Below are 21,995 nucleotides of genomic sequence, written 5' to 3'. Positions count from 1 at the left end.
AACATCATCTCTAATCTCCCCATTTCACTCATGGGGCAAGAAGCAATTCACTTTGCCCTCTTAATACCAAAGCGGACATTGGTAACATTTCCGTGACTTAAAAATGAGAGATAGATCACATATAACTAAGTATCTCCGCTGACTTATGTCAGTAATCTGAATATCAATCATGAAAATACTTTTGTCATCTAACAATCTTTACGACGTTAATTGTAAGATAATAGATAGTTATTACATGCCGCGGCATATTGCCGAGAGGCTTATACCAGGTGCCGCATATGACTCAGCAAGAGAAAAACAAATATATCCCACTCAATGTCGGCGAAACTGCCGTGCTTCATGACGCCAATACCTTGCTACCTCGTGAGGAAATTTACGAGCAATTGGCAGTACTGATCCGGCAAGCGAGGAATCGTGCAATCGAGGCAAAAGACAAATCATTAAACGAGTTGCGAGCACACAATGCTATCTCGATCGATGGAGCACGTGGCACTGGCAAAACAGCCGTGCTGGTAAACCTCAAACGTTATCTTGAACTGGAACATAATGATCTGCTTTCAGATATCCACATTATGGAACCGATCGATCCAACCCTTCTGGAGGACGGCGAATCATTGTTCCTTCATATCATAGTGGCGGCAGTTCTGCACGACGATGGGATAAAACAGGCTCAATGCAACAAACCTGAACAGTCACGTGCGCTCAACCGAGCTTTAGACAAGCTCGCACACACGTTGGAAGCGGTCGATACACAGAAAGAACACTCTGGCATGGACAAAGTACGTGCTATGTATGGTAATAAACACCTAGCCGACAGCGTGCAAGACTTTTTTCGTGAAGCTGTGCATCTTCTAGGTAAAAAGCTGCTGGTTCTACCGATTGACGACGTAGACACTTCTCTTAATCGAGCTTTTGAAAACCTAGAAATAATCCGCCGCTATATGACAACGCCTTATGTACTACCAATCGTCAGTGGTGACCGGGCTCTATATCATGAAGTGACTTGGCGTGATTTTCATGGACGTTTGATAAAAGACTCGGACTACCTAGCGGAGTCAGCGTATGAAAGGTCACTGGAATTAGCTGAAGAATACCAAAGAAAAATTCTACCTTTCCCGCGTAGACTGACTATGCCAGCAGTCAGCAGCTATTGGCAACAGACAGACATCTATTTACGTAGCGAAAAGTTCGGTGACATTATGCCATTGCGTAATTTCATCGCCTGGTTGGAAATTTTTATATCTGGACCTGTAAATGGACAAGAGGATAGCCGTATTATTTTACCAATACCGTCTATTCGCAGCTTAACCCAACTGATTGGCCATTGCAGCAGTTTTATTGCTTTATTACCTGATGCAATTCGTACCGCTAAAAATGAATTGGAAGTTCGCCGAGTTTGGCAGATGCCAACGGTGCCATTAGAAGTAATGGCAGCGTTTCAGGATAAGCATAAAGAGCTAAGCGAAAAATCAAAGCGAGAGTATACCGATGCGTACAAACTATTTACCGAAAAAATGAAAGAACTATCGCCAGTTGATTATTCATTTGACAAGGTAGAGAATGATAATAAAAACAACATAACGAAAAATGATCTGGCCGTAAAAATGGCGGACTATTTCCGTTTTGAATCCAAAGCTGGTGCGGTTTATCTGGTGCTAATCGCCAAACAATACTGGCAAAATTGGACAAATACTGATTCATTAGTACGTCAAGGCAGTATTTTTGATACACCTCTATTCCAACCACTAACACATAATACAGCTAACCTTGCTTTTTTTGACAAAACTTCTGATCTATCAGCATGGGCAAGTGCACTGGAAGAACGCTTACCTGAAGAATGGCTTATTGGTCTAAAATCTCATCAAACCATTTTACCTTATCCTGTGGCAGAAGTCGGCATTAATGCAGCTACAGCATGGGATTATCAAGGTATGATTGAGAGGATTGTTCTAAATGATGAAGGGAAGAAGAAGGCTACATTTTTGATCAACCTGCTTGTTCAGTACAACTTCTATACCAATGCTAAACAAACCATGCTTCTGAATATTGGTCGTATCTTTGAACTAATTATTTCCAGTATTGCAGGCCCTATTTCTCGTGAAGACTTGCAGACTATATTGAGTCGTGCACCATTCTTTTCCACCCGAGCATTGGCCCCCACTAAAACACTGTTGATTGATTACTTAAAGACTGAAAATAGAAGCACAACAGGAGTACAAAATATAACTGGTGAAGCGGAAACAGTAGCAGAGCCTAGTGATGAATTTGATCCAATTGTTGTTTTGCAAAATGATATTGATAATTGGCGCAAAGAGCACAATCTTGAGCAAGTCGAACTTTCACCCTGGCTGGTCTATAAAGTGTTTAACAAGGTATATAGCCAACTTGCTAGTAACGAGAAAATCCCTAGTGGCATGAAAAATGTTGGGATTGCAATGAATATGGTGGCTCATACTTTTTACGCAACTTGGTCTGCATTTGGCAGTTTTGAAAAAGGTGAATTATTTGGTTTACCTAATGTGGTTGCAACTACCAATCTAAATGCAGACAAACTAAATAATTTTGAAAAGAATGACCATTTCAACATCAATGTGGGCCCTTTTGCACCTAGTAATTCGCAAATTGAAAATGATAATGAGCCCTACCAAATTCGAAGTACATACGGAAAAAGTACCCGAACTATCAGTTATTGTCTGGCAGAACACCCTCTGAGAAAATGGATTGATGAGTTGATTGAGGTTGAATGGCCCTCTGTACGCACTGCCAAAGAGGTATTGTTAGAAGAACTTAATTTACCTGAAACAGACAGGATCCCTTGGACGAAAATCGAACTTCAACTAAAAGATGATCCTGATTCAGCAAGGGAGCTCTTGGAAAATCTTGAAGCTCAATTTGGGGTAAATGATATTATCGTGAAAAATCTCAAAACACGGTTAACTAAATTGCATCCGGAAAATAATAGCTAATGCTCCAGAGAACCCTAAGCGAACACGCCGCCGAATGCTTTTATGGTGATGAAAGATTGGCTGCATGGTTGTGGCAAAGTTTACAGCCAACATCTGAAGGATTTATAGCTGGTTTTTGGGAAAAACTTCAAGATCGTTTCTACCATTTACTAGTCGAGGGTGTAGAGGCTCGTTATCCGAGAGAGCATCGACTTACCGATGTTCGTCAGCTGATGGGGAAAATGTGTGCTGGTGAGTTGTTGCTGACACCAGAGTTACCTTGGCTGCATGACTTACAACAACGACTATTGCTGCGAAATGGCGATCTGCTCAGTTACCGAGAGCGTGAGGTTAAGGCATATGTGCGTCTTGCGGCAGGGTTGGATCCAACTCTTCTGGTTGGTTGGCACTTGGCTCAGTGGTTGGAAGATATCCCGCAGCCAGCCATCCATGATATTCACCGCGTTCTATCTGCCCAAACAACGTTTTTCGCACCTTCGAGCAATCCCTCCCAGCCTTTTGCTGAAGGGCATGTACATTGGGGAGGGATCACTACTGATTGCATTATCCTTGATGGTCATTTATTGAGCAAAAATGAGAAGACACTTAGTCAAAGAGATGGATTTTGGCAAGAAGAACAACACGAGATTTTGCAGCCTCTACAAAGAAGGGCGCGGCAGTTATTGATTTTGCTCCTTGATAAGGAGCAAGGATGGCCAAGTATTCTTAATACCCTATCCACTCGAATGGATGAACCAAAAGAATTACCCAACTGGGAAGTGCTCGCCAATCGATTCGTTGCGGCTAAAATTGGTTCGTCCGAATGGCTGTTGGGTGAATTCGCTCGTACTATGCAATATGGTCGAGCCAACCGTTGGTTATGGCTATATTTGTATCTGTGCAGCCTCTACCGTTCACCTAATACCCACCCACTCCAACGTGCCGCCACTTTGTGCTTTTGGCAGACCGTTAACCTTCTACGCCGTACTCTGATTATGGATGGTCAAGGGCTAACACGTTTTGTTGAACGTTACTTCAAACCAGCACTTGGACGTGGAGGTGATATTGCAAGCAGAGTCCAGCGTGTATGGATGGGGCAGGGAGACGTGGCAGAGATAAAAAGCACACCTTCAGTCTTTGCTCCAAAATTCGCTAAGAGAATCGCCAAAGAATTAATAGCGAGAGAAGGACTGCAATTACCCAAGCCACCATATATTTTTGGCGAACATGAGATACCACTGGATACAAAGGCGTTAGCGAGCATGCACGCGCTGGAAAAGTGGCAGTTTTGCGGCCATTTCTTGCGTTCTGCCACACATCAAAAAAACCAGCATGCGAGACCGGATATTAAGGGGTTATGGAAACAAGCTGAAGACCTCGTATGTAATCTGCAAAGCGGGTCTGGCTGGGTTGCATCCGAATTCATGGGAGGAAATCTAAACTCTAATTTCCGCTTTCAGCCAGCGCGATGGTTTCGCGGGTTGGACGTGGCTGGTGATGAAAATGCGTTGAAGATCGAATGGTTTGCACCGGTACTACGCTGGCTGCGCAGTGGCTTCAAATCGAAACAGGCTGGTGAGTTGGCTTGCTCTGGTTTTCATCTGAGCATCCATGCCGGAGAAGATTACGCCCATCCCGCCTCAGGAATGCGACATGTAGACGAAACAGTGCAGTTTTGTCAAATGCGCGAGGGAGATCGACTAGGACATGCCTTAGCGCTAGGCATTGACCCCAAACGTTGGGCAAAACGGCAAGGTGAGATGATCCTGACGCTTGATGAGCATCTGGATAATCTTGTATGGCTATGGCACCACGCTAGCCTACTGAGTGCATGTTTGCCCTTGGCTCAGCAGGTATTACCGCTGCTTACTAGGCGTATTGCCCGTTTTTGGCGCGAGTCCTGCTGGTGGCAGGTACCGGATCCAATGAGTCTACATAGTTTGGGTTCTAGCCCTGCTGATTTTGATAGTTCACCTTTAAGATCCGCGACAGCAGATGATTTATTTGCATCATGGTTATTGCGACGAAACTGCCATTACAGCTGGCAAGGACTACGTAATGATTGGCCATTGCAATCAAAGGAAAGTATCGCCCTACCGGACCATAAACAATTAGTCAATGGTACGAGTATGGCAAGTAAACTGTATTTTGCACGTCATGAATGGTTGAGTAGTGGGAAGGAAAAACAGTTAGTGGTTATTCGAGTGGGTGATGAAAGCCTAGTGCAAGCCCATTTTGGTAGTAAGCACAACAACGATCTTCTCGAGGATGTGGAAACCACAGCCGAACTAGATTTTATGCATGCATTGCAGGACTGGTTGCTGAACGAATACGATCAGTTGGGACTAATCATAGAGGCTAATCCAACATCCAATGTTTATATTGCGCGGTTAAAGTCGCATGCTGAGCACCCAATCTTCCGGTGGCATCCACCTGATGAATCTGTACTTGATAACGGTGCGGAAGCCAATCTTTATGGCTTGCGGCGTGGGCCGGTACGAGTGCTTGTGAATACCGACGATCCCGGTATTATGCCGACTACACTACGCACAGAATTCCTATTGTTACGTGAAGCTGCACTGGAGTTGAAGGTTGGCCGCACTGTAGCCGAACGCTGGCTGGAAACACTGCGACAGTACAGTCTTGAGCAATTTCATCGCAACCACCGGCAAGTATTTGAGCCAATTTAATTAGTGAGAGCATGTTGCCAAAAAAATTTTTAAATTGACTATGTCTAGCGACTCTAAGTCTTCGCGAAAATATGCAATTTATATTATTCGGCGCACTCCTCTATCAAAGCAAATACTAAACTTTTAAAAATATTCAAATATATATTATTTCTCTGAACATAACGGCAGAACTTCACTGTTCTGCCGTTTTTTTATTTTATATTTTAAAGGAGTTGCGATGAAAAATTCTGACGGCCTGCTGCCCATGCAGAACTCGCTTTCTGGTCTGCCCCAGTGGGTATCTGAACGCATTCTGCAGCAGATAAATCAGTTAACCCACTACGAGCCTGTAATAGGCATTATGGGGAAAACCGGCGCGGGTAAGAGCAGCTTGTGCAATGCCCTGTTTGCCGGGGAGGTGTCGCCAGTCAATGATATTACAGCCTGCACACGCGAGCCCTTGTGCTTTCGCCTGCAGCTGGGAAAGCGCTATATGACCATCGTGGACCTGCCCGGAGTGGGCGAAAGTGGCGTTCGCGATAGCGAGTATGCCACGCTGTACCGTGAACAACTTCCCCGGCTCGACTTGATACTGTGGCTGATTAAGGCCGATGACCGGGCACTGGCGGTGGATGAATATTTTTACCGACAGGTGATAGGTGAGGCATACCGGCATAAGATGCTATTTGTTATCAGTCAGGCAGATAAAGCTGAACCCACCAGCGGTGGTGATAAATTATCCACTGAACAGAAACAAAACATCAGCCGCAAAATCGGCCTGTTACATGAGCTATTCCAACCTGTAAACCCTGTCTGTGCGGTGTCGGTACGTTTGCAGTGGGGGCTGCGGGTGATGTCTGAACGGATGATCCGTTGCTTACCACGTGAGGCCAGCAGTCCGGTGGCAGTACAGCTTAGTGCTCCGCTTCGTACCAATGCCGTTAATAAAAAAGCGCGTGACGATTTTGGTGAAACGGTCGGCTCGGTACTGGACACAATAAGTTCCATGCCACTGATACCACCCCCAATACGGGCAATCATTCAGGCTGCACGCGACACCGTGGTATCGGTCGCTCGTGCCGTCTGGAATTTCTTCTTCTGAACACTTACCCCCTCTAACCCGTAGTTTCCTGAGCCCTGCCGCGATTGAGCGGCAGGGCTTTTCTGTCTTTATTTTCCCATCATGAGGAGTCTGCTTATGACACGTCTGGCTTCGCGCTTTGGCGCATCAAATCTTATCCGTCGTGACCGTCCGTTAACCCGCGAAGAGCTATTTCGTGTAGTGCCCAGTGTTTTCAGCGAGGACAAACACGAATCCCGCAGTGAACGATACACATATATACCCACCATATCCCTGCTGGATAGTCTGCAGTGCGAAGGCTTTCAGCCCTTCTTTGCCTGTCAGACCAGAGTGCGTGACCCAGGTCGCCGCGAGCACACAAAGCACATGCTGCGCCTGCGTCGGGAGGGGCAAATTACCGACAAGCAAGTCCCGGAAATCATTCTGCTCAACTCTCATGACGGCACCAGCTCGTATCAGATGCTGCCGGGATTATTCCGTGCGGTGTGCCAGAACGGACTCGTCTGCGGTGAGTCGTTTGGCGAGGTGCGGGTGCCGCACAAAGGAGATGTCGTGAGTCAGGTGATTGAGGGGGCGTATGAAGTGCTGGGTATTTTTGACCGTGTGGAAGAGAAGCGAGATTCCATGCAGTCGCTGATGCTGCCGCCACCTGCACAACAGGCTCTGGCACAGGCTGCACTGACGTACCGTTTCGGTGAGGACCACCAGCCGGTGACAGCACCTCAGATACTATCCCCACGCCGCTGGCAGGATGAGAGCAATGATCTATGGACCACATACCAGCGTATTCAGGAGAACCTGATTAAGGGCGGGCTCAGTGGTCGGAGTGCAAAAGGCGGGCGAACGCATACCCGTGCCGTGCGTAGTATCGACGGAGATGTGAGGCTCAACCGGGCTCTCTGGGTGATGGCTGAAGCGATGCTGAGTGGGTTTCAGTCCTGAGCTTGTTATCAGCATGTTAGGAAAGGACACTCCCTGTCCGTTTTGCCTCCATTGGATTGAGTGTTTTTTCACCGCATCTCACGGTGTGCCGCGTCGGGCCTGCTTCCGGAGGCAGATAAAAAATAGTTCATCCCGTGTCCATAACCTGTCCGCCCCCCTCTTTAGAATCATTTCATATTCAGTCAGTTAACTATTACGGAGATTTAAGATGACACAGGCAGAGCGCCGTCATGACCGGCTGGCTGTCAGGCTGTCACTGATAATCAGCCGCCTGGTTGCCGGTGAAACGCTGAACATGGCGCGGCTTGCTGCAGAGTTTGGTGTGTCAGTCCGTACCCTGCGACGGGATTTTCGCGAACGGCTGATATACCTCGACCTTGAGTATCGACGGGGGCAATGCCGCCTGCGCAGCACCGGTGGGGGCGTACAGGGCGAGTTGGATGCACTGACCTTTGCTCACCGGGCAGGACTGGCCGATATTTTTCCGGGGCTGGACCGGCGTCTGGCTGGCATGCTGCTCACTGCCGGAGGGATGCCGTGTCTGGTATGGCAGCCGCCACATTCTGTGTCCCCGGCCATCTCACTGGTGTTCTACCGTCTCGTCAGTGCCATTACCGCCTGCCAGCGGGTACTGCTGCTGGCCGAGGGAGAGCGCTGTGACGGGCTGGCCCCATACCGCCTGATATCACTCGACGGCTGCTGGTACCTCACTGGTGAACTTAACGGGTATATCACCGTGCATCCTCTGGCGACCATCCATGCGGTGACAGTTCTGAACACCACTTTTACCCCGCGAAAACGTCTCTGCCAGTTAACCACACAGGCGGGCTTTATCCAGGCCCTTCCGCACTTCAGCTGTATCCGCGAAGTCCTGTCTCCTGGTCCCTCTGAGGAGAAGCCGGACAACACACTGATTTAATTACCTCTGTTAAGAAGGAAAAGCTATGACCTGGCATTACGAGAAAAATGGCATACGTCACGACAATGTGACCGAGGACGACATCACTGGCCTGATTGCGCGCGGTGAACTCACCGCTGCCACGCTGGTGTGGCGACAGGGCATGCCGGACTGGCAACCGGTCTCCGCCACCCCGCTGGCTTCAGCGCTACTCCACAGCACCACACCACCAGCGCTGCCGGGGAACCGCATTCCGGGTGGAGTGGCATGGACGCTGGCATTTGCTCCCTTCATTGGTTATGCGCTCGAGCTGTGGACTGCAGGGCTGAACGGAATGTCTTTTGACGAGGCATATGAGGCTGTCTCGGGCGGGCAGTACTGGTTTATCACGCTGCTGCTCAATATCGCTCTGGGGTATCTCGATGAGCGACGCCTGCGTAATGCCGGAGTGGATACCACCATGTTCGGCAAACTGGCCTGGCTGGTGCCGTTCTATTTGTGGCGTCGGGCGAAAACCCTCGGTCAGAAACCGGCTTACTTCTGGGTATGGATTGTGATGCTGGCCCTGACCGTATGGGCCTGAATCACCGCTACCTGATACTTTCTCTGTTAAGGACCAACGTAATGAAAACACTAATTAAAATACTGGGCATTACCGGCAGCCTTCTGCTTTGTGCAGGGGCTCAGGCCCAGCCCTATAACCGGACGCTACCTGCAGTCGTCAATGACAACAATGGGAATATTTTCTGGTGTGATGCGCATCGTCAGGTTACCGGAAAATGCGAAGCCATGTCTGTTGACCGTCAGGGCGGGATGGTCACGGTGCGTTCAGCACCTTTTAAAGACTGCGAAGGTGGCCTGTGGGGCTGGATAACTATCATGCACAACGATGTGTCGAAGGGATTCACCATTACTCCGGACAAGAAATTCGGTCTCACCGTAAAAGACCTGTGCCGTCCGGGCACGGTAGTGACCTTTAAGCCCAACCAGAAGAAGCCGGAATATGACGACCTGGTGGCACTTTACCAGGGCAAAGAGCTGTTTCGCTACCGGCGCTTCTGATAACACTCGATACCAACCTCCCTCATTTTGCCCGACAGCGGGCTGGATTAATTCAGGAAGAAAACCATGCTGAAAATACTGACCTCTGCTGTACCCGCCCTCATTCTGTCACTTGCCGCATTCAGTGCCGGTGCCGCTCAGCTTCCGGCAAGCCTGATGGATAAAGACAATCCCGGCCAGGAGTACTGGTGCCAGGGAAACGACATCAACACCTCCATGTGCTCACTGACCGGTGTCAGCGACGACCATAAATTTGCCCTGATTCACGACCTGCCGGGCCCGGCCTGTGAAGACTTAAGCTTCGGGATTATCGACCTCGTGCGCCAGACCGGTGTCAACATTCCTTACGATGGTGGTGACTGTAAGGGCGATGTGCAGGCCGGTTTTGTGCGTGGCACGAAAGATAATGCCCTGTATGTGAAAATTGTACGGGGCAGCAAAACCCTGCGGCTGTATAAGGTACAAACCGGTTACTGACAATCACCCGACACCTGCATACTCCCAAAGCCCCTAACGCGTCTGCGTCAGGGGCTTTTGCTTTTAAGGTACACCGAATGTCTGAATCTCATATGTTGCCACCGGGACCGTTCACCCGACAGCAGGCTGAAGCGGTTACCCGCCGGTATAAAAATATCGCTGTTGAAGATGACCAGCGCAGCCACTTCCGCCTGGTGGTTCGTGACTCTGAAGGTCGAATGGTCTGGCGGGCGTGGTGCTTTGAACCTGATGCTGGTGAAGGGCTTAACCGTTATATCCGCAAGTCAGGCATCCTCAGAGCATCCTCCTACTGACCACACCTATTCATCATCCCTGCATGTCCTTTATTTCCCATACGCCAGCCATCGTCGCTGGCGTTTTTATTGACGGAGAATATCCATGACGACACAAACTAAGCGAGAATTGATGTCCGCTAATGAACCTCAATTTGACCTTACTGCAACCCTGGTACCTGACGAGCAGCGTCTCGATTTCTGGCCGCTGTATTTTGGCGATATCCCGCAGTGGATATCGCTGGAACCCCGTATTTTCGCCTGGATGGAGCGCTTTTGTGATGAGTACAGCGGTGGTATCTGGTCCTTTTACACGCTCCGTAATGGCGGCGCGTTTATGGCCCCTGATGCTGACGGTGACGATAAATGGTATCTGTTCAACGGCATGAACGGCAATGGTGCGCAAATGAGCGCAGAAGCCGCAGGTATTGCTATCTGCATGATTGAATACAGCCATCACGCCTGTCGCACCGAATGCGATGCCATGACAGAGCACTATTACCGCCTGCGGTATTACGCCCTGCAGCATCCTGAATTCCACGCCATTTTTCGCATTATTGATTAAGGATATTCATGATGGAACAGTCACTTATCCCACAGACTCCGGCACTTCCATTGACCGCAAAACATATTGTAAAACGCGCCTTAACCCTGCTTGACCGACACCTGCGCGAAACAGGCGTGGCATTCACCTCTACTCAGGCCGCCCGCGACTGGCTTCGGTTGAAAATGGCGGGGCTGGAGCGCGAAGAGTTTATGGTGCTGTATCTGAACCAGCAGAACCAGTTGATTGCCCACGAAACTCTGTTTGCCGGTTCCATTAGCAGCACCGAGGTGCATCCCCGTGAGGTGGTCAAACGCGCCCTGTACTTCAATGCGGCAGCAGTGATACTGGCGCATAACCATCCCTCCGGTGACACCACACCCAGCCAGGCAGATAAGTCCATCACGCAGCGTCTGGTGCAGGCGCTTCAGCTCGTTGATATCCGTGTTCCTGACCATCTCATTGTCGGTGGCACGCAGATATTGTCGTTTGCTGAACACGGTTTGCTTTGAGGTATGACATGAAAATTATCAGTAAACGCCGGGCGATGACGATTTACCGTCAGCATCCGGCCTCCCGCATTTTTCGATACTGCACCGGCAGATACCAGTGGCATGGCAGTATCTGTCATTACACCGGTCTGGCCGTTCCTGACATTCCCGGCGTGCTGGCGGTATACGCCGAACGCCGCCAGGACCGCAACGGTCCCTATACCTGTCTGATGGGTATCACTCTGAACTGACAATAAAGGTGGTTATAAATGAGCAACATTACATGGGGCCTGCAGCGGGATACCACGCCGCGTCTGGGAGCCCGTCTGGTACAGGAGGGCAACCGGCTGTACTATCTGGCTGACCGGGCCAGTATCACCGGTAAATTCAGTGACGCTGAATGCCGGAAGCTGGATGAAACATTCCCGCACTTTATCAGCCAGATGGAATCGATGCTGACCACTGGTGAAATGAATCCCCGCCATGCCCACTGTGTCACCCTGTACCACAACGGTTTCACCTGCGAAGCCGACACTCTTGGCAGTTGCGGCTATGTATACATCGCCGTCTATCCCACTCAACGCTAACGAATTTCACGAGAGCAAACATGAAAACTCTACCTGCTACAATTTCACGGGCGACGAAGCCCTGTCTGTCGCCCGTGGCTGTCTGGCAAATGTTACTGACACGCCTGCTGGAACAACACTATGGCCTGACGCTAAACGACACGCCGTTCAGTGATAATACAGTTATTCAGGAACATATTAATGCTGGAGTATCGCTAAGCGATGCGGTGAACTTTCTTGTCGAAAAGTACGAACTGGTTCGTATCGACCGAAAGGGATTTTCGTGGCAAGAACAAACCCCGTATATTTCCGTAGTGGATATTCTACGAGCAAGGCGCTCTACCGGCTTGCTAAAAACTAATGTGAAATAAACGCTTAAATACAGAGCAGATTAAAGGAAAGCAAAATGCTAATCTCGTAGACGAAGAGACTCCTGCTGTAACCTCCCCTCCCCTGCAAAAAACCTGACATTTTCTTTTAGGACCAACAATGGGACCAAAATGAAAATTGAACTGAAGGTTTTCAGCCAATAAACAACAATTTACAAAACCAATTCAGACTCCGCCAGCGACAGTGCTAGGACAGCACTAACAAAAACAGGATGTTAGCAGTCTCAGCAGGACACCGACCAGACGGTGAGGAGACAAAAAAGGATACGCAAAGGAGCCGCGGCTCCTTTGCGATGAAGAAGCCCGCTTTGCGGGCTTTTTTGTATCTTTGATATGAAGAATTGACTCCTAGCACCAAAGGGGCTATTATTCTTTGCATGAGGTAGCGGAAAGGCCGCAGCCCGAACCCGAAAGGATGAACAATGAGCACTAACGATATAACAACCGCCGAACTTGAAAAAATCCATGCGGAAATCGCCAAGCTGATGGCAGAAACTTCAAAGCTTAACCGCGAATCAGCCTAGTATCCGATTGTTGTTGCTTCAGGGCTTATCGGGGCGGTAGCAACAATTACCACTGTACTGCTCAAATTATTCTAATATAAAGCCCCGAAAGGGGCTTTTATACAGGTGATATATGCGACTGATTAATGACTACGACCCCCCTACTCCAGAAGACCTTAACCAGCTCAAAGAACAGCTTGGTTATACCGGCACACAAATGGCAGATCTGGCTGGTGTAGCAAGCAACAGCCAATGGAGAAAATATACAGGCGGTGAGTCGCCGCGCGCGATATCACCGCACATACTTTTTTTTATTGCAGCTCAATTAACACTAGATAAAAATGAATTAAATGAAGTGTTAAATAAAATGCGTGAAATCGGTGCTAAGTTATAAATGTGCTGTTTAATTTAATTACTTTCCTATGGTAACCAAATGAAAATCACACACAGAGAATTACAAACAATAAGGAAAACCATTTCTGATGACTGTATTATTTATTTGTCTGGTCCATCATCACTTTGCACACCTTTGGAACTATTGCGTTCAAAAAGCGTCATTAGTGTCAATGGTAGCACAGGTTACTTACTAGACCACAATATTCCAGTGTTGGCATATATTGTTTGTGATGGTTCATATTATGAAAATAACAAGAATCTTTTTCTTAAATATTCATCTTATGCCAAGTATACTTTCATTAGCCATGATGTTATTAAACGGGCAACACCTACAGAAAGAGAAAACTTACTTAATACATGTTTTATCCTAAATGAATTTTGTGGATCAAGGGGTGGTCCTGGAAGGAAAATAAGATACAAAATAAAATCGGCAATCAATAAAAACATTTTTATAAAATGTTCTGTATCACGTAAAGAAAAAGTAATTGCTTTCTCAACCGATGTATATCATGGTCATTTCGGTAGTGCGACGGTTGCATTTAGTGCATTACAACTAGCAATAACACTTAAATTCCAAAAAATTTACTTCTCAGGTTTGGACATGAAAGGAAAATGTGAGAGGTTTTATAGCGAAGGTAAACCACAACCTACAACATTACCCACGGATTTTGATTTTATATTGAAATCCTTTACTTTTCTAATGAAAAAGCATCGTGGGAATATTTTCAACCTCTCAGATAAAACAGCTATCCCATATGAAGTAATACCATTCATGAGCACCGATAACATTTTAAATTAAATGTATTTAGGTCGTATTAACTCATATTAAATTCTGTGGTTGAATGCGATAGACGTGTTTATCATATCTATCGCAACAAGTGTTAATCACATGGCGAAACAGACCAGTCAATATCTGGCGCATCGGCTGGCTTAATGCGATTAAGCAGAACGCGGTATTTTCTCCATTCTGACAACGCGGCGGTTTTCTCTTCCGTTTCCATTCCTTCACCAACAGCATCCAGACGCCAGTCAATCTCTGATTTTGCCAGCATCAGCAGACTTTCTTTTTGTTGCGTCGCCTGAGTAACCTGCGCCACTTTTTCTGCCTCCGTGTCGTGTATCCATTATTTTCCGTCCCATTTCACAAAATGGCCTTCTGGTGCGATGGAAACAACATCATCAGATAGTGCGCCTAACTGGTTAATTGTGGTTGCTTCCCCCGTTTGGATGCTGTAAACAATTTTCCCGCGATGGTCTTCGACAAGCGCCCATTTACCTGTTTGATCATCGAACACGGCAACAAAGCCATCCGGCGAATCAGGCGGGGCAATATCAGTGCAATAGGCAGGTAAACCCGTATACGCCGGAATAAAGCCATCACCTTTACCGATAAATTCGTTTGTATCTGCGGAAAGGTTATAGATGGTAATAATCAGATCCAAATCAGTCATTTTAAAAGTCATTATGCAAGCCTCACTAAATAATTAAATGCGGTATTTTTTACGGTATTTTCTGCATTGCCCGCAGCGTTGACCGTAATTGCGTGATTGTGTGCGCCCAAAGTAACGTTATGGCTGTGTGCACCAATTGGTGTTGTATGGGAGTGAGCACCACCTGACGCCGTTTGCTGAGTTCCAGCACCCCCTGCACCGACTAATCCCGTTTGCACCGATGTATTAAGGAAATAAACAGATACTCCATGGGTGTGAGCGCCTGTGCTATTACTTGTTTTTGTCCCGTAATCAAATGGCGTTGTCGCTTTTGTTCCCAGATCCGTATTTGCAGCCGTAGCGCTATGGTTATGTGATTTAATGCCGTCCTGTTCCTGCGACAGAACAGCCCGACCGCTGGTTGGCTTGCCCTTTATCGTCTGGCCGCGCATATCAGGAATAATCCCCGAGGGATAGGCCAGCGCTAATTTTGGATACTTCGTTTTATCAAACGCCTGCCCCTGCATAAGAGCATATAATCAGGATGGATTTGAGTCAGACGGCCACGGAATTGGCGCGCCAACAGGGTAAACATCATTTAACCCAAGCGTCGCCAGTTCCCCTAATGCCAGATTACTTCTTGCCTTTGCTTTATCCTGGAGATCTGCAAGGTTTTGCGCTTTTAACAAGGCATTACCCACACCACTCCCTACCAGCAACTGTATCGCCTCAAATAACTGGGTATGTTTCCCTTTTTCAAGGGTCTCACCAGCACCTTCCACGACACTGCAAATCTCTTCCTGTACGGCATCCCACATATCACTGTTAAGATCCGGCGGCCGGTTGCCTGGTCTCCGTTCGTAAAGCCATTTTTCCCCGGCCCAAATTTATCAACCTGAGCCGTAGCAGTATCAATTCGATGCATCTTCTGTTCCTTCCGGATAGGCAAAAACAACAACGGTGTGCGACGGAGCAAGTTTGTCGATCACACATTCCGCAACGGTATGAACAAAAAGACACCCGCGGTCGCTGGCGCATTATCGCAACTCTATACCACTGGCCGGATCGTTAAAACGGGTGTGCTTACATATACTTAATATATCCATGCTTAATAACGATAATTAATTATTATTTAACCTAACACTGAATGCGGCTTTTTGACCCACCACAAAATTACCGTATTGATCGCTCACAGCTGCACAAAATGGATAAATACCGTCATCAGCACTTACAGTTTTTTCCTAAAGCCAGCGCTTCGTTCGTGTGCCATGCTTAATCACGCTAATAACTTATAACGCTAAGCGAGGATATTATGAAAAAGACAATTATCGCATTATCTGCAATTCTGTTGGCTTCTCCCGTTATTGCCGCGACAACACACGCAACTGATAATGATGTAGCCGCCGCGCACGAAAATGCCAATACCGCAAAAGAAAAACTGCATCAGGCGCAGAATCAGGGCGAAGAGCAACAGTTAAAAGCAAAACATGCTGCTGAAGGTAAACAAGATGACCTGAGCAGTAAAGTGAGTGAAAGCTCACAAAAAGCCTGGAATACAACCAAAGAAGGTACTGAAAAAGGTTGGAATGCAACAAAAGAAGGTACCGAGAAAGGCTGGAATAAGACCAAAGAAGGTGCTGCCTCCGTTGAGAAAAAAGTCAGCGAGTAATCTTCCAGCCATTCAATAATAAAAAGCCGCTTTCGCGGTTTTTTTTATAAGTAATGAGCCGTAATCCAGGATTGCCTACCCGCCAGGCTAAACCAGAGCTGGGCCACGGTAACGCATTGGACCTGTCGCCACACACTTTCGCCCTCATCCAGCGACCAGATAAAATACAGTCTGTTATTACCATAAGCTACAATAATATTAATTTTAGATAATCAACGGCACGTTTGCTGACAATAATGAGCAAAGGGTTACTATAGGCCTGTCTTTTTTTAGCAGGAAAGTAAAATGAAAAAAACAAAAGGGTTGATAATTGTTGCCCTTGCTTTCACCCTGGCATCATGTGCTTCAATTCCTGAGAATATCAAAGGTAATAATCAACCAGATATACAAAAAAACTTTATCTCCGTGCATAACCAACCGGGATTATATACCGGTCAGCAGGCCCGCTTTGGGGGTAAAGTCATCAATGTGATTAACACCAAAACGGATACATTACTGGAAATCGCTGTTCTGCCACTGAACAACTATGCTAAACCGCAAATAGACGCGAGCTATCAGGGGCGTATTCTTGCCCAGCAGAAAGGTTTTCTCGATCCGGTAAACTACAGAAACCATTTCGTTACTATTTTGGGGACAATTCAAGGAGATGAACCAGGATTCATCAACAAAGTCCCGTACAACTTTGTTAAAGTTGATTTACAAGGTATTCAGGTTTGGCATTTAACGGAGTCAGTCAACACCACCTATAATATGTGGGATTACGGCTATGGCGCGTTCTGGCCTGAACCCATGTGGGGCGCCCCCTATTACGCTAATACAGTAACTCAGGTAACTCAGGAGCTAGTGAAATAATCTCTGTAGTAAGATGGCGCGAATATATACCGGAGTCGGGTACTGACAAACGCCCAGCACATTACCCCGCGTTGACCTTATTGCGCCATCCTGCTTTATGAGATCCTTCGCTTAGCACGCATTCTTCCTGTTACATATAATTTTACCCGCTAACACTTGAGCGAAAAAATGGGCTTTAGCCATCTCATGCCTGAGCATCTTTTGTTATTTACCGATAACTCTCCCACCCTGCCTGTAATAAAAGAACATTGGTGTTTACGATTTATTCAGGGATTACTATGAACAGAAAATGCTTACTGTTGATACCATTATTTTTTAGTAGCGTCATCATCACCGCCTGCGATAATAAACCTGCAGTAAAAACCACCGCGATGGAGCCTGAGGTCGGCGTTGTTACCTTAGCGCCCTCTTCAGTGAATATTAAAAGTGAACTTCCAGGTCGCGCGGTTTCATTCGAGATCGCCGAAATCCGCCCTCAGGTTGGTGGGATCATCATAAAACGCAACTTTATTGAAGGTGATAAAGTCAGCAAAGGAGAGTCACTGTATCAAATTGATCCAGCCCCGCTGCAGGCACGACTGGATTCAGCCAAAGGCGCGCTGGCAAAGGCACTGGCGACGGCCAATAATGTGCGTCTGACATTAAATCGGCAGTCAGCGTTAATAAAATCCAATTACGTCAGCCGCCAGGACTACGACACGACACGCTCACAGCTTAATGAAGCAGAAGCCAATGTCGCCGTCGCCAAAGCGGATCTTGAGCAGGCCACCATCAACCTTCGTTACGCTAATGTCACCTCACCGATTGATGGCATCAGCGGTAAATCCTCCGTAACCGTGGGTGCCCTGGTCACCGCAAATCAGGAAAACGCGCTGGTCACCGTTCAGCGGCTGGATCCGATTTATGTTGATTTAACACAGTCAGTACAAGATTTCTTACGCCTGAAAGAAGAGAAAGCCAACGGCAAAATTGCCCAGCAACAAGGCAAAATTCCTGTTGAGCTGATGCTGGAAAACGGCAAACCCTATCGCCATACCGGTACGCTTGAGTTTTCTGATCCCGCCGTCGATGAGACCACCGGATCGGTGACTTTGCGCGCCGTGTTCCCCAATCCTGAAGGTGAAATTTTACCCGGCATGTATGTCACAGCGTTGCTGGACGAAGGCAGCCAGCAGAATGTTTTGATGGTCCCCCAACAAGGGATTACGCATAACGAACAAGGAAAAGCCACCGCGCTGATCCTTGACCAGCAAAACGTGGTGCAACTGCGCGAAATAAACGCCGTGAAGGCCGTTGGCAATCAATGGCTGGTGACCGCAGGATTACGCCCCGGCGATCGGGTCATTGTGTCCGGATTACAAAGAATTCGTCCGGGAATCAAAGCCCGGGTCCTCCCTTCAAAACTGACCACTCCTGACGCGGGAACTGAACAGTAATATTTCAGGTATTAAGGACACTTTCTTCATGGCCAACTTTTTTATTGAGCGCCCGGTTTTCGCCTGGGTGCTCGCCATTATCATGATGTTTACGGGCGGTATCGCGATAATGAACCTGCCGATCGCCCAGTATCCACAAATTGCTCCCCCAACCATTACCATCAGCGCTGCCTACCCAGGGGCAGACGCAAAGACCGTTGAAGACTCCGTGACTCAGGTGATTGAACAGAATATGAATGGTCTTGATGGCCTGATGTATATGTCATCCACCAGCGATGCGGCAGGTAATGCGTCGATTATCCTGACCTTCAAAACGGGCACGTCACCCGATATTGCGCAGGTTCAGGTACAGAATAAACTGCAGCTGGCGATGCCCTCTTTACCGCAGGAAGTACAGCAGCAAGGGATCAGTGTTGATAAATCCAGCAGCAATATTTTGATGGTCGCCGGCTTTATCTCTGATAATAACAGCCTGAGCCAATATGATATTGCCGACTATGTGGCCTCGAACATCAAAGACCCAATAAGCCGCACTGCCGGGGTGGGGAGCGTACAGTTATTCGGTTCGCAATACGCCATGCGTATCTGGCTGGATCCGCAAAAGCTCGACAAGTATAACCTCACACCTCAGGACGTCATTACCCAGCTCAAAGTTCAGAACAATCAGATATCGGGTGGGCAGTTGGGAGGCATGCCTCAGTCAGCCGATCAGCAGCTAAATGCGTCGATAATCGTCCAGACGCGCCTGCAAACTACCGATGAATTTGGCAAGATCTTCCTTAAAGTTCAGCAAGATGGTTCCCAGGTTCTGCTGCGCGATGTCGCGCGAATTGAGCTGGGTGCGGAAAATTATGCAACGGTTGCACGTTACAACGGTAAACCCGCCGCCGGGATTGCAATTAAACTTGCCGCTGGCGCGAATGCCCTGGAAACATCCCAGGCAGTCAAACAGGAGCTGAACAGATTATCGGCCTGGTTTCCGGCCAGCATGAAAACCGTTTATCCCTATGACACCACTCCGTTTATCGAAATTTCGATTCAGGGGGTTTTTCATACTTTGATCGAGGCAATCATTCTGGTATTCCTCGTCATGTATCTGTTTTTGCAAAGTTTCCGCGCAACGCTTATCCCCACAATCGCCGTTCCGGTAGTGATCCTTGGCACCTTTGCGATACTCGACGTCGCGGGTTTTTCGATTAATACGCTCACGATGTTTGGCATGGTGCTGGCGATAGGGTTGTTAGTCGATGATGCCATCGTGGTGGTTGAGAACGTAGAACGCATTATTGCCGAAGAACACTTGTCACCAAAAGCGGCGACACATAAAGCGATGGGCCAGTTGCAGAGAGCGCTGGTCGGTATTGCCGTTGTGTTATCCGCCGTATTTATGCCGATGGCATTTATGAGCGGAGCAACCGGTGAAATTTTCCGTCAGTTTTCTATCACTTTAATCTCCTCCATGCTGCTGTCGGTGTTTGTGGCGATGAGCCTGACGCCAGCACTCTGCGCCATGCTGTTGAAATCCCACGAGGGAGAAAAAGTAAACACACATTTTCTGTTTACCCGTTTCAATCACTTTATGGAGAAATGTACTCAGCACTACACGGATAGCACCCGTAAACTGCTACGTTGCACAGGCCGTTATATGGTCGTGTACTTAGTGATTGGCGCGGGCATGATTGTGCTGTTTCTACGTACCCCGACCTCCTTTTTGCCTGAAGAAGACCAGGGGGTATTCATGACCACCGCGCAATTGCCTTCGGGCTCAACGATGGTGAACACCAGCAAAGTGCTCGGGGAAATAACGGATTACTACCTGACGAAAGAACAGAAAAATGTCGCTTCGGTTTTCACCGTAGGCGGATTTGGTTTCAGCGGCCAGGGGCAAAACAACGGTCTGGCGTTTATCAGCCTGAAACCGTGGTCAGAACGCGTTGGTGAAGAAAACTCAGTCACCGCCATTATTCGACGGGCGATGATGGCCTTAAGCACCATCAATAATGCCGTCGTTTATCCGTTTAATTTACCCGCTGTTGCAGAACTGGGAACGGCTTCAGGTTTTGACATGGAGCTGCTGGATAACGGTAACCTTGGGCATGAAAAAATGATGCAGGCCCGAAACAAGCTTCTGGCGCTGGCCAACCAGTCGTCCGGTGAGGTCGACGGGGTGCGCCCGAATGGTCTGGAAGATACACCGATGTTCCGCATTCATGTTAACGCCACGAAGGCAGAAGCCATGGGCGTTGCATTATCGGATATCAATCAGACCATCTCCACGGCGTTCGGTAGTCGCTATGTCAATGATTTCCTGAATCAGGGACGCGTTAAAAAAGTGTATGTCCAGGCCGATACGCCGTTCCGTATGTTGCCGGATAATATCAATCACTGGTACGTACGTAATGCCTCCGGCGCCATGACGCCGCTTTCGGCCTACTCATCCACCGAGTGGACCTACGGTTCTCCCCGCCTTGAACGCTACAACGGTCAGCCTGCAATGGAAATTCTGGGCCAGCCGGTCGAAGGGAAAAGCAGCGGCGATGCGATGAAATTTATGGCATCGCTGATAAACAAACTGCCCGCGGGCGTCGGCTATGCCTGGACCGGTCTGTCTTATCAGGAGGCGCTGTCCACAAACCAGGCACCAATGCTGTACGGCATTTCGCTGATCGTCGTATTTCTGGCACTGGCGGCACTGTATGAAAGCTGGTCGATACCGTTCTCGGTAATGCTGGTTGTGCCAATCGGGGTGGTCGGCGCTTTGCTGGCGACCGACTTGCGCGGCCTGAGCAATGATGTTTACTTCCAGGTAGGCCTGCTCACCACCATGGGGCTCTCGGCTAAAAACGCCATTCTGATCGTCGAGTTCGCCGTCGAGATCATGCAAAAGGAAGGAAAAACGCCGCTTGAAGCCGCAGTAGAGGCCGCGCAAATGCGCTTACGCCCTATTTTGATGACGTCACTGGCCTTTATCTTAGGGGTTATCCCTCTGGCAATAAGCAACGGCGCGGGCTCTGGTGCGCAAAATGCCGTCGGTACGGGTGTTATTGGTGGGATGCTGGCCGCAACAGTGCTGGCGATCTACTTTGTTCCGCTGTTCTTTGTTCTCGTAGAAAACATGCTGGCGCGATTCAAAACACGGCGCTGATTCCCTGCCCTCGTACGTGATTATCCCTGGGATAAGTTTATTAAATCCCAGGGATTCTCAATGCTCTCTCAGAGAAAGGGTTCCGTTCACCTTAAGTTCTTCATTTCATTACAGCGACGATACAGTGACTACGTTAAGAGTGGCATTCTCCACCACACTTGAGTCCCTCTGCTCTGCGGGTAATCAATGCCCTGTGGCGCTTCGCTT

22 protein-coding genes and 3 pseudogenes are annotated in these 21,995 nt (G+C 48.1%); 20 read left to right on the top strand and 5 right to left on the bottom strand.

Features of this window, described 5'->3' with window-relative positions; all coding sequences use genetic code 11:
* Positions 1 to 278: 278 nt before the first annotated feature.
* The 16 genes from rdrA (at position 279) to waaZ (ending at position 14,055) form a co-directional block, all read left to right on the top strand.
* Positions 279 to 2,966 carry an antiviral RADAR system adenosine triphosphatase RdrA gene (rdrA, locus tag HV314_RS06635; protein WP_047358925.1) on the top strand — a complete coding sequence of 896 codons (2,688 nt, stop codon included), beginning with the start codon at positions 279 to 281 and terminating at the stop codon, positions 2,964 to 2,966.
* Positions 2,966 to 5,635 (top strand): antiviral RADAR system adenosine deaminase RdrB, encoded by a 2,670-nt coding sequence (gene rdrB, locus HV314_RS06630; RefSeq protein WP_047358926.1) that lies wholly within the window; start codon positions 2,966 to 2,968, stop codon positions 5,633 to 5,635. The genes rdrA and rdrB overlap by 1 nt, the downstream gene beginning before the upstream one ends.
* A gap of 217 nt (positions 5,636 to 5,852) precedes the next feature.
* On the top strand, positions 5,853 to 6,716 hold the full coding sequence (locus HV314_RS06625) for a GTPase family protein (RefSeq protein WP_047358927.1): 864 nt from the start codon (positions 5,853 to 5,855) through the stop codon (positions 6,714 to 6,716).
* A gap of 96 nt (positions 6,717 to 6,812) precedes the next feature.
* Positions 6,813 to 7,637 carry a DUF932 domain-containing protein gene (locus tag HV314_RS06620; protein WP_181547648.1) on the top strand — a complete coding sequence of 275 codons (825 nt, stop codon included), beginning with the start codon at positions 6,813 to 6,815 and terminating at the stop codon, positions 7,635 to 7,637.
* Between the two features lie 208 nt (positions 7,638 to 7,845).
* A complete protein-coding gene (locus tag HV314_RS06615; RefSeq protein WP_181547646.1) occupies positions 7,846 to 8,556 on the top strand; it encodes a DeoR family transcriptional regulator in 711 nt (236 codons plus the stop codon).
* A 25-nt stretch (positions 8,557 to 8,581) separates the two neighbouring features.
* Complete coding sequence (locus HV314_RS06610; protein ID WP_181547644.1) at positions 8,582 to 9,118, top strand: DUF4339 domain-containing protein; 537 nt, start codon at positions 8,582 to 8,584, stop codon at positions 9,116 to 9,118.
* Positions 9,119 to 9,159: 41 nt separating this feature from the next.
* Positions 9,160 to 9,597 carry a hypothetical protein gene (locus HV314_RS06605; RefSeq protein ID WP_038434461.1) on the top strand — a complete coding sequence of 146 codons (438 nt, stop codon included), beginning with the start codon at positions 9,160 to 9,162 and terminating at the stop codon, positions 9,595 to 9,597.
* 66 nt (positions 9,598 to 9,663) lie between these two features.
* Positions 9,664 to 10,074, top strand: a complete 411-nt coding sequence (locus HV314_RS06600) for a hypothetical protein (RefSeq protein WP_181547642.1) — start codon at positions 9,664 to 9,666, stop codon at positions 10,072 to 10,074.
* Positions 10,075 to 10,151: 77 nt separating this feature from the next.
* Positions 10,152 to 10,388 (top strand): DUF905 domain-containing protein, encoded by a 237-nt coding sequence (locus HV314_RS06595; protein WP_181547640.1) that lies wholly within the window; start codon positions 10,152 to 10,154, stop codon positions 10,386 to 10,388.
* A gap of 85 nt (positions 10,389 to 10,473) precedes the next feature.
* Positions 10,474 to 10,932 carry an antirestriction protein gene (locus HV314_RS06590; protein WP_181547638.1) on the top strand — a complete coding sequence of 153 codons (459 nt, stop codon included), beginning with the start codon at positions 10,474 to 10,476 and terminating at the stop codon, positions 10,930 to 10,932.
* A gap of 8 nt (positions 10,933 to 10,940) precedes the next feature.
* Complete coding sequence (locus HV314_RS06585) at positions 10,941 to 11,423, top strand: JAB domain-containing protein (protein ID WP_181547636.1); 483 nt, start codon at positions 10,941 to 10,943, stop codon at positions 11,421 to 11,423.
* 8 nt (positions 11,424 to 11,431) lie between these two features.
* Positions 11,432 to 11,653: a DUF987 domain-containing protein gene (locus HV314_RS06580; RefSeq protein ID WP_181547634.1), complete on the top strand. Its 222-nt coding sequence runs from the start codon at positions 11,432 to 11,434 to the stop codon at positions 11,651 to 11,653.
* An 18-nt stretch (positions 11,654 to 11,671) separates the two neighbouring features.
* Positions 11,672 to 11,989 (top strand): type IV toxin-antitoxin system YeeU family antitoxin, encoded by a 318-nt coding sequence (locus tag HV314_RS06575; protein ID WP_063844051.1) that lies wholly within the window; start codon positions 11,672 to 11,674, stop codon positions 11,987 to 11,989.
* 20 nt (positions 11,990 to 12,009) lie between these two features.
* Positions 12,010 to 12,339, top strand: a complete 330-nt coding sequence (locus HV314_RS06570; RefSeq protein ID WP_181547632.1) for a TA system toxin CbtA family protein — start codon at positions 12,010 to 12,012, stop codon at positions 12,337 to 12,339.
* Between the two features lie 654 nt (positions 12,340 to 12,993).
* Complete coding sequence (locus tag HV314_RS06565) at positions 12,994 to 13,254, top strand: helix-turn-helix domain-containing protein (RefSeq protein ID WP_181547630.1); 261 nt, start codon at positions 12,994 to 12,996, stop codon at positions 13,252 to 13,254.
* A 39-nt stretch (positions 13,255 to 13,293) separates the two neighbouring features.
* Entirely contained in the window at positions 13,294 to 14,055 is a 762-nt protein-coding gene (gene waaZ, locus HV314_RS06560; protein WP_181547628.1) for a 3-deoxy-D-manno-oct-2-ulosonate III transferase WaaZ, read from the top strand.
* A gap of 82 nt (positions 14,056 to 14,137) precedes the next feature.
* Here the strand turns inward: waaZ and HV314_RS27560 are convergent, their stop codons facing one another.
* The 5 genes and pseudogenes from HV314_RS27560 to HV314_RS27310 all read right to left on the bottom strand — a co-directional run.
* On the bottom strand, positions 14,138 to 14,377 hold the full coding sequence (locus HV314_RS27560) for a tail fiber assembly protein (protein ID WP_373369327.1): 240 nt from the start codon (positions 14,375 to 14,377) through the stop codon (positions 14,138 to 14,140).
* 3 nt (positions 14,378 to 14,380) lie between these two features.
* A complete protein-coding gene (locus tag HV314_RS27555) occupies positions 14,381 to 14,719 on the bottom strand; it encodes a hypothetical protein (protein WP_373369326.1) in 339 nt (112 codons plus the stop codon).
* A pseudogene (locus HV314_RS06550) lies at positions 14,719 to 15,276 on the bottom strand (phage tail protein); the annotation flags it as partial. The gene HV314_RS27555 and the pseudogene HV314_RS06550, both read right to left, overlap by 1 nt.
* A 15-nt stretch (positions 15,277 to 15,291) precedes the next feature.
* Positions 15,292 to 15,611, bottom strand: a pseudogene (locus HV314_RS27315) (hypothetical protein); the annotation flags it as partial.
* Positions 15,598 to 15,690, bottom strand: a pseudogene (locus HV314_RS27310) (phage tail protein); the annotation flags it as partial. The pseudogenes HV314_RS27315 and HV314_RS27310, both read right to left, overlap by 14 nt.
* Before the next feature lie 308 nt (positions 15,691 to 15,998).
* Here HV314_RS27310 and HV314_RS06545 point away from each other — a divergent pair.
* The 4 genes from HV314_RS06545 (at position 15,999) to HV314_RS06530 (ending at position 21,788) form a co-directional block, all read left to right on the top strand.
* Positions 15,999 to 16,355, top strand: a complete 357-nt coding sequence (locus HV314_RS06545; protein WP_080859106.1) for a hypothetical protein — start codon at positions 15,999 to 16,001, stop codon at positions 16,353 to 16,355.
* Positions 16,356 to 16,640: 285 nt separating this feature from the next.
* A complete protein-coding gene (locus HV314_RS06540) occupies positions 16,641 to 17,207 on the top strand; it encodes a Slp family lipoprotein (RefSeq protein ID WP_181547626.1) in 567 nt (188 codons plus the stop codon).
* 278 nt (positions 17,208 to 17,485) lie between these two features.
* On the top strand, positions 17,486 to 18,643 hold the full coding sequence (locus HV314_RS06535) for an efflux RND transporter periplasmic adaptor subunit (protein WP_016157251.1): 1,158 nt from the start codon (positions 17,486 to 17,488) through the stop codon (positions 18,641 to 18,643).
* A gap of 28 nt (positions 18,644 to 18,671) precedes the next feature.
* The gene (locus tag HV314_RS06530) at positions 18,672 to 21,788 is read left to right on the top strand and encodes an efflux RND transporter permease subunit (RefSeq protein WP_181547624.1); all 3,117 of its coding nucleotides are present in this window, start codon (positions 18,672 to 18,674) and stop codon (positions 21,786 to 21,788) included.
* Positions 21,789 to 21,995 lie beyond the last annotated feature (207 nt).

The sequence above is a fragment of the Citrobacter sp. RHBSTW-00887 genome, from assembly GCF_013728095.1.
GTDB lineage: Bacteria > Pseudomonadota > Gammaproteobacteria > Enterobacterales > Enterobacteriaceae > Citrobacter > Citrobacter braakii.
Note: the sequence above shows the minus strand (reverse complement) of the source record. Positions and strands in the feature narration are given on the sequence as shown.

What these genes read in the sequence shown, in the direction of transcription:
- HV314_RS06575 (WP_063844051.1), top strand. Translation starts at nt 11,672, where the DNA reads ATGAGCAACATTACATGGGGCCTGCAGCGGGATACCACGCCGCGTCTG.
- rdrA (WP_047358925.1), top strand. Translation starts at nt 279, where the DNA reads ATGACTCAGCAAGAGAAAAACAAATATATCCCACTCAATGTCGGCGAA.
- HV314_RS27555 (WP_373369326.1), bottom strand. Translation starts at nt 14,719, where the DNA reads ATGACTTTTAAAATGACTGATTTGGATCTGATTATTACCATCTATAAC.
- HV314_RS06570 (WP_181547632.1), top strand. Translation starts at nt 12,010, where the DNA reads ATGAAAACTCTACCTGCTACAATTTCACGGGCGACGAAGCCCTGTCTG.
- HV314_RS06595 (WP_181547640.1), top strand. Translation starts at nt 10,152, where the DNA reads ATGTCTGAATCTCATATGTTGCCACCGGGACCGTTCACCCGACAGCAG.
- HV314_RS06540 (WP_181547626.1), top strand. Translation starts at nt 16,641, where the DNA reads ATGAAAAAAACAAAAGGGTTGATAATTGTTGCCCTTGCTTTCACCCTG.
- HV314_RS06585 (WP_181547636.1), top strand. Translation starts at nt 10,941, where the DNA reads ATGATGGAACAGTCACTTATCCCACAGACTCCGGCACTTCCATTGACC.
- HV314_RS06605 (WP_038434461.1), top strand. Translation starts at nt 9,160, where the DNA reads ATGAAAACACTAATTAAAATACTGGGCATTACCGGCAGCCTTCTGCTT.
- HV314_RS06620 (WP_181547648.1), top strand. Translation starts at nt 6,813, where the DNA reads ATGACACGTCTGGCTTCGCGCTTTGGCGCATCAAATCTTATCCGTCGT.
- HV314_RS06610 (WP_181547644.1), top strand. Translation starts at nt 8,582, where the DNA reads ATGACCTGGCATTACGAGAAAAATGGCATACGTCACGACAATGTGACC.
- HV314_RS06565 (WP_181547630.1), top strand. Translation starts at nt 12,994, where the DNA reads ATGCGACTGATTAATGACTACGACCCCCCTACTCCAGAAGACCTTAAC.
- HV314_RS06625 (WP_047358927.1), top strand. Translation starts at nt 5,853, where the DNA reads ATGAAAAATTCTGACGGCCTGCTGCCCATGCAGAACTCGCTTTCTGGT.
- HV314_RS06530 (WP_181547624.1), top strand. Translation starts at nt 18,672, where the DNA reads ATGGCCAACTTTTTTATTGAGCGCCCGGTTTTCGCCTGGGTGCTCGCC.
- waaZ (WP_181547628.1), top strand. Translation starts at nt 13,294, where the DNA reads ATGAAAATCACACACAGAGAATTACAAACAATAAGGAAAACCATTTCT.
- HV314_RS06535 (WP_016157251.1), top strand. Translation starts at nt 17,486, where the DNA reads ATGAACAGAAAATGCTTACTGTTGATACCATTATTTTTTAGTAGCGTC.
- HV314_RS06615 (WP_181547646.1), top strand. Translation starts at nt 7,846, where the DNA reads ATGACACAGGCAGAGCGCCGTCATGACCGGCTGGCTGTCAGGCTGTCA.
- HV314_RS06590 (WP_181547638.1), top strand. Translation starts at nt 10,474, where the DNA reads ATGACGACACAAACTAAGCGAGAATTGATGTCCGCTAATGAACCTCAA.
- HV314_RS06545 (WP_080859106.1), top strand. Translation starts at nt 15,999, where the DNA reads ATGAAAAAGACAATTATCGCATTATCTGCAATTCTGTTGGCTTCTCCC.
- HV314_RS06580 (WP_181547634.1), top strand. Translation starts at nt 11,432, where the DNA reads ATGAAAATTATCAGTAAACGCCGGGCGATGACGATTTACCGTCAGCAT.
- HV314_RS06600 (WP_181547642.1), top strand. Translation starts at nt 9,664, where the DNA reads ATGCTGAAAATACTGACCTCTGCTGTACCCGCCCTCATTCTGTCACTT.
- rdrB (WP_047358926.1), top strand. Translation starts at nt 2,966, where the DNA reads ATGCTCCAGAGAACCCTAAGCGAACACGCCGCCGAATGCTTTTATGGT.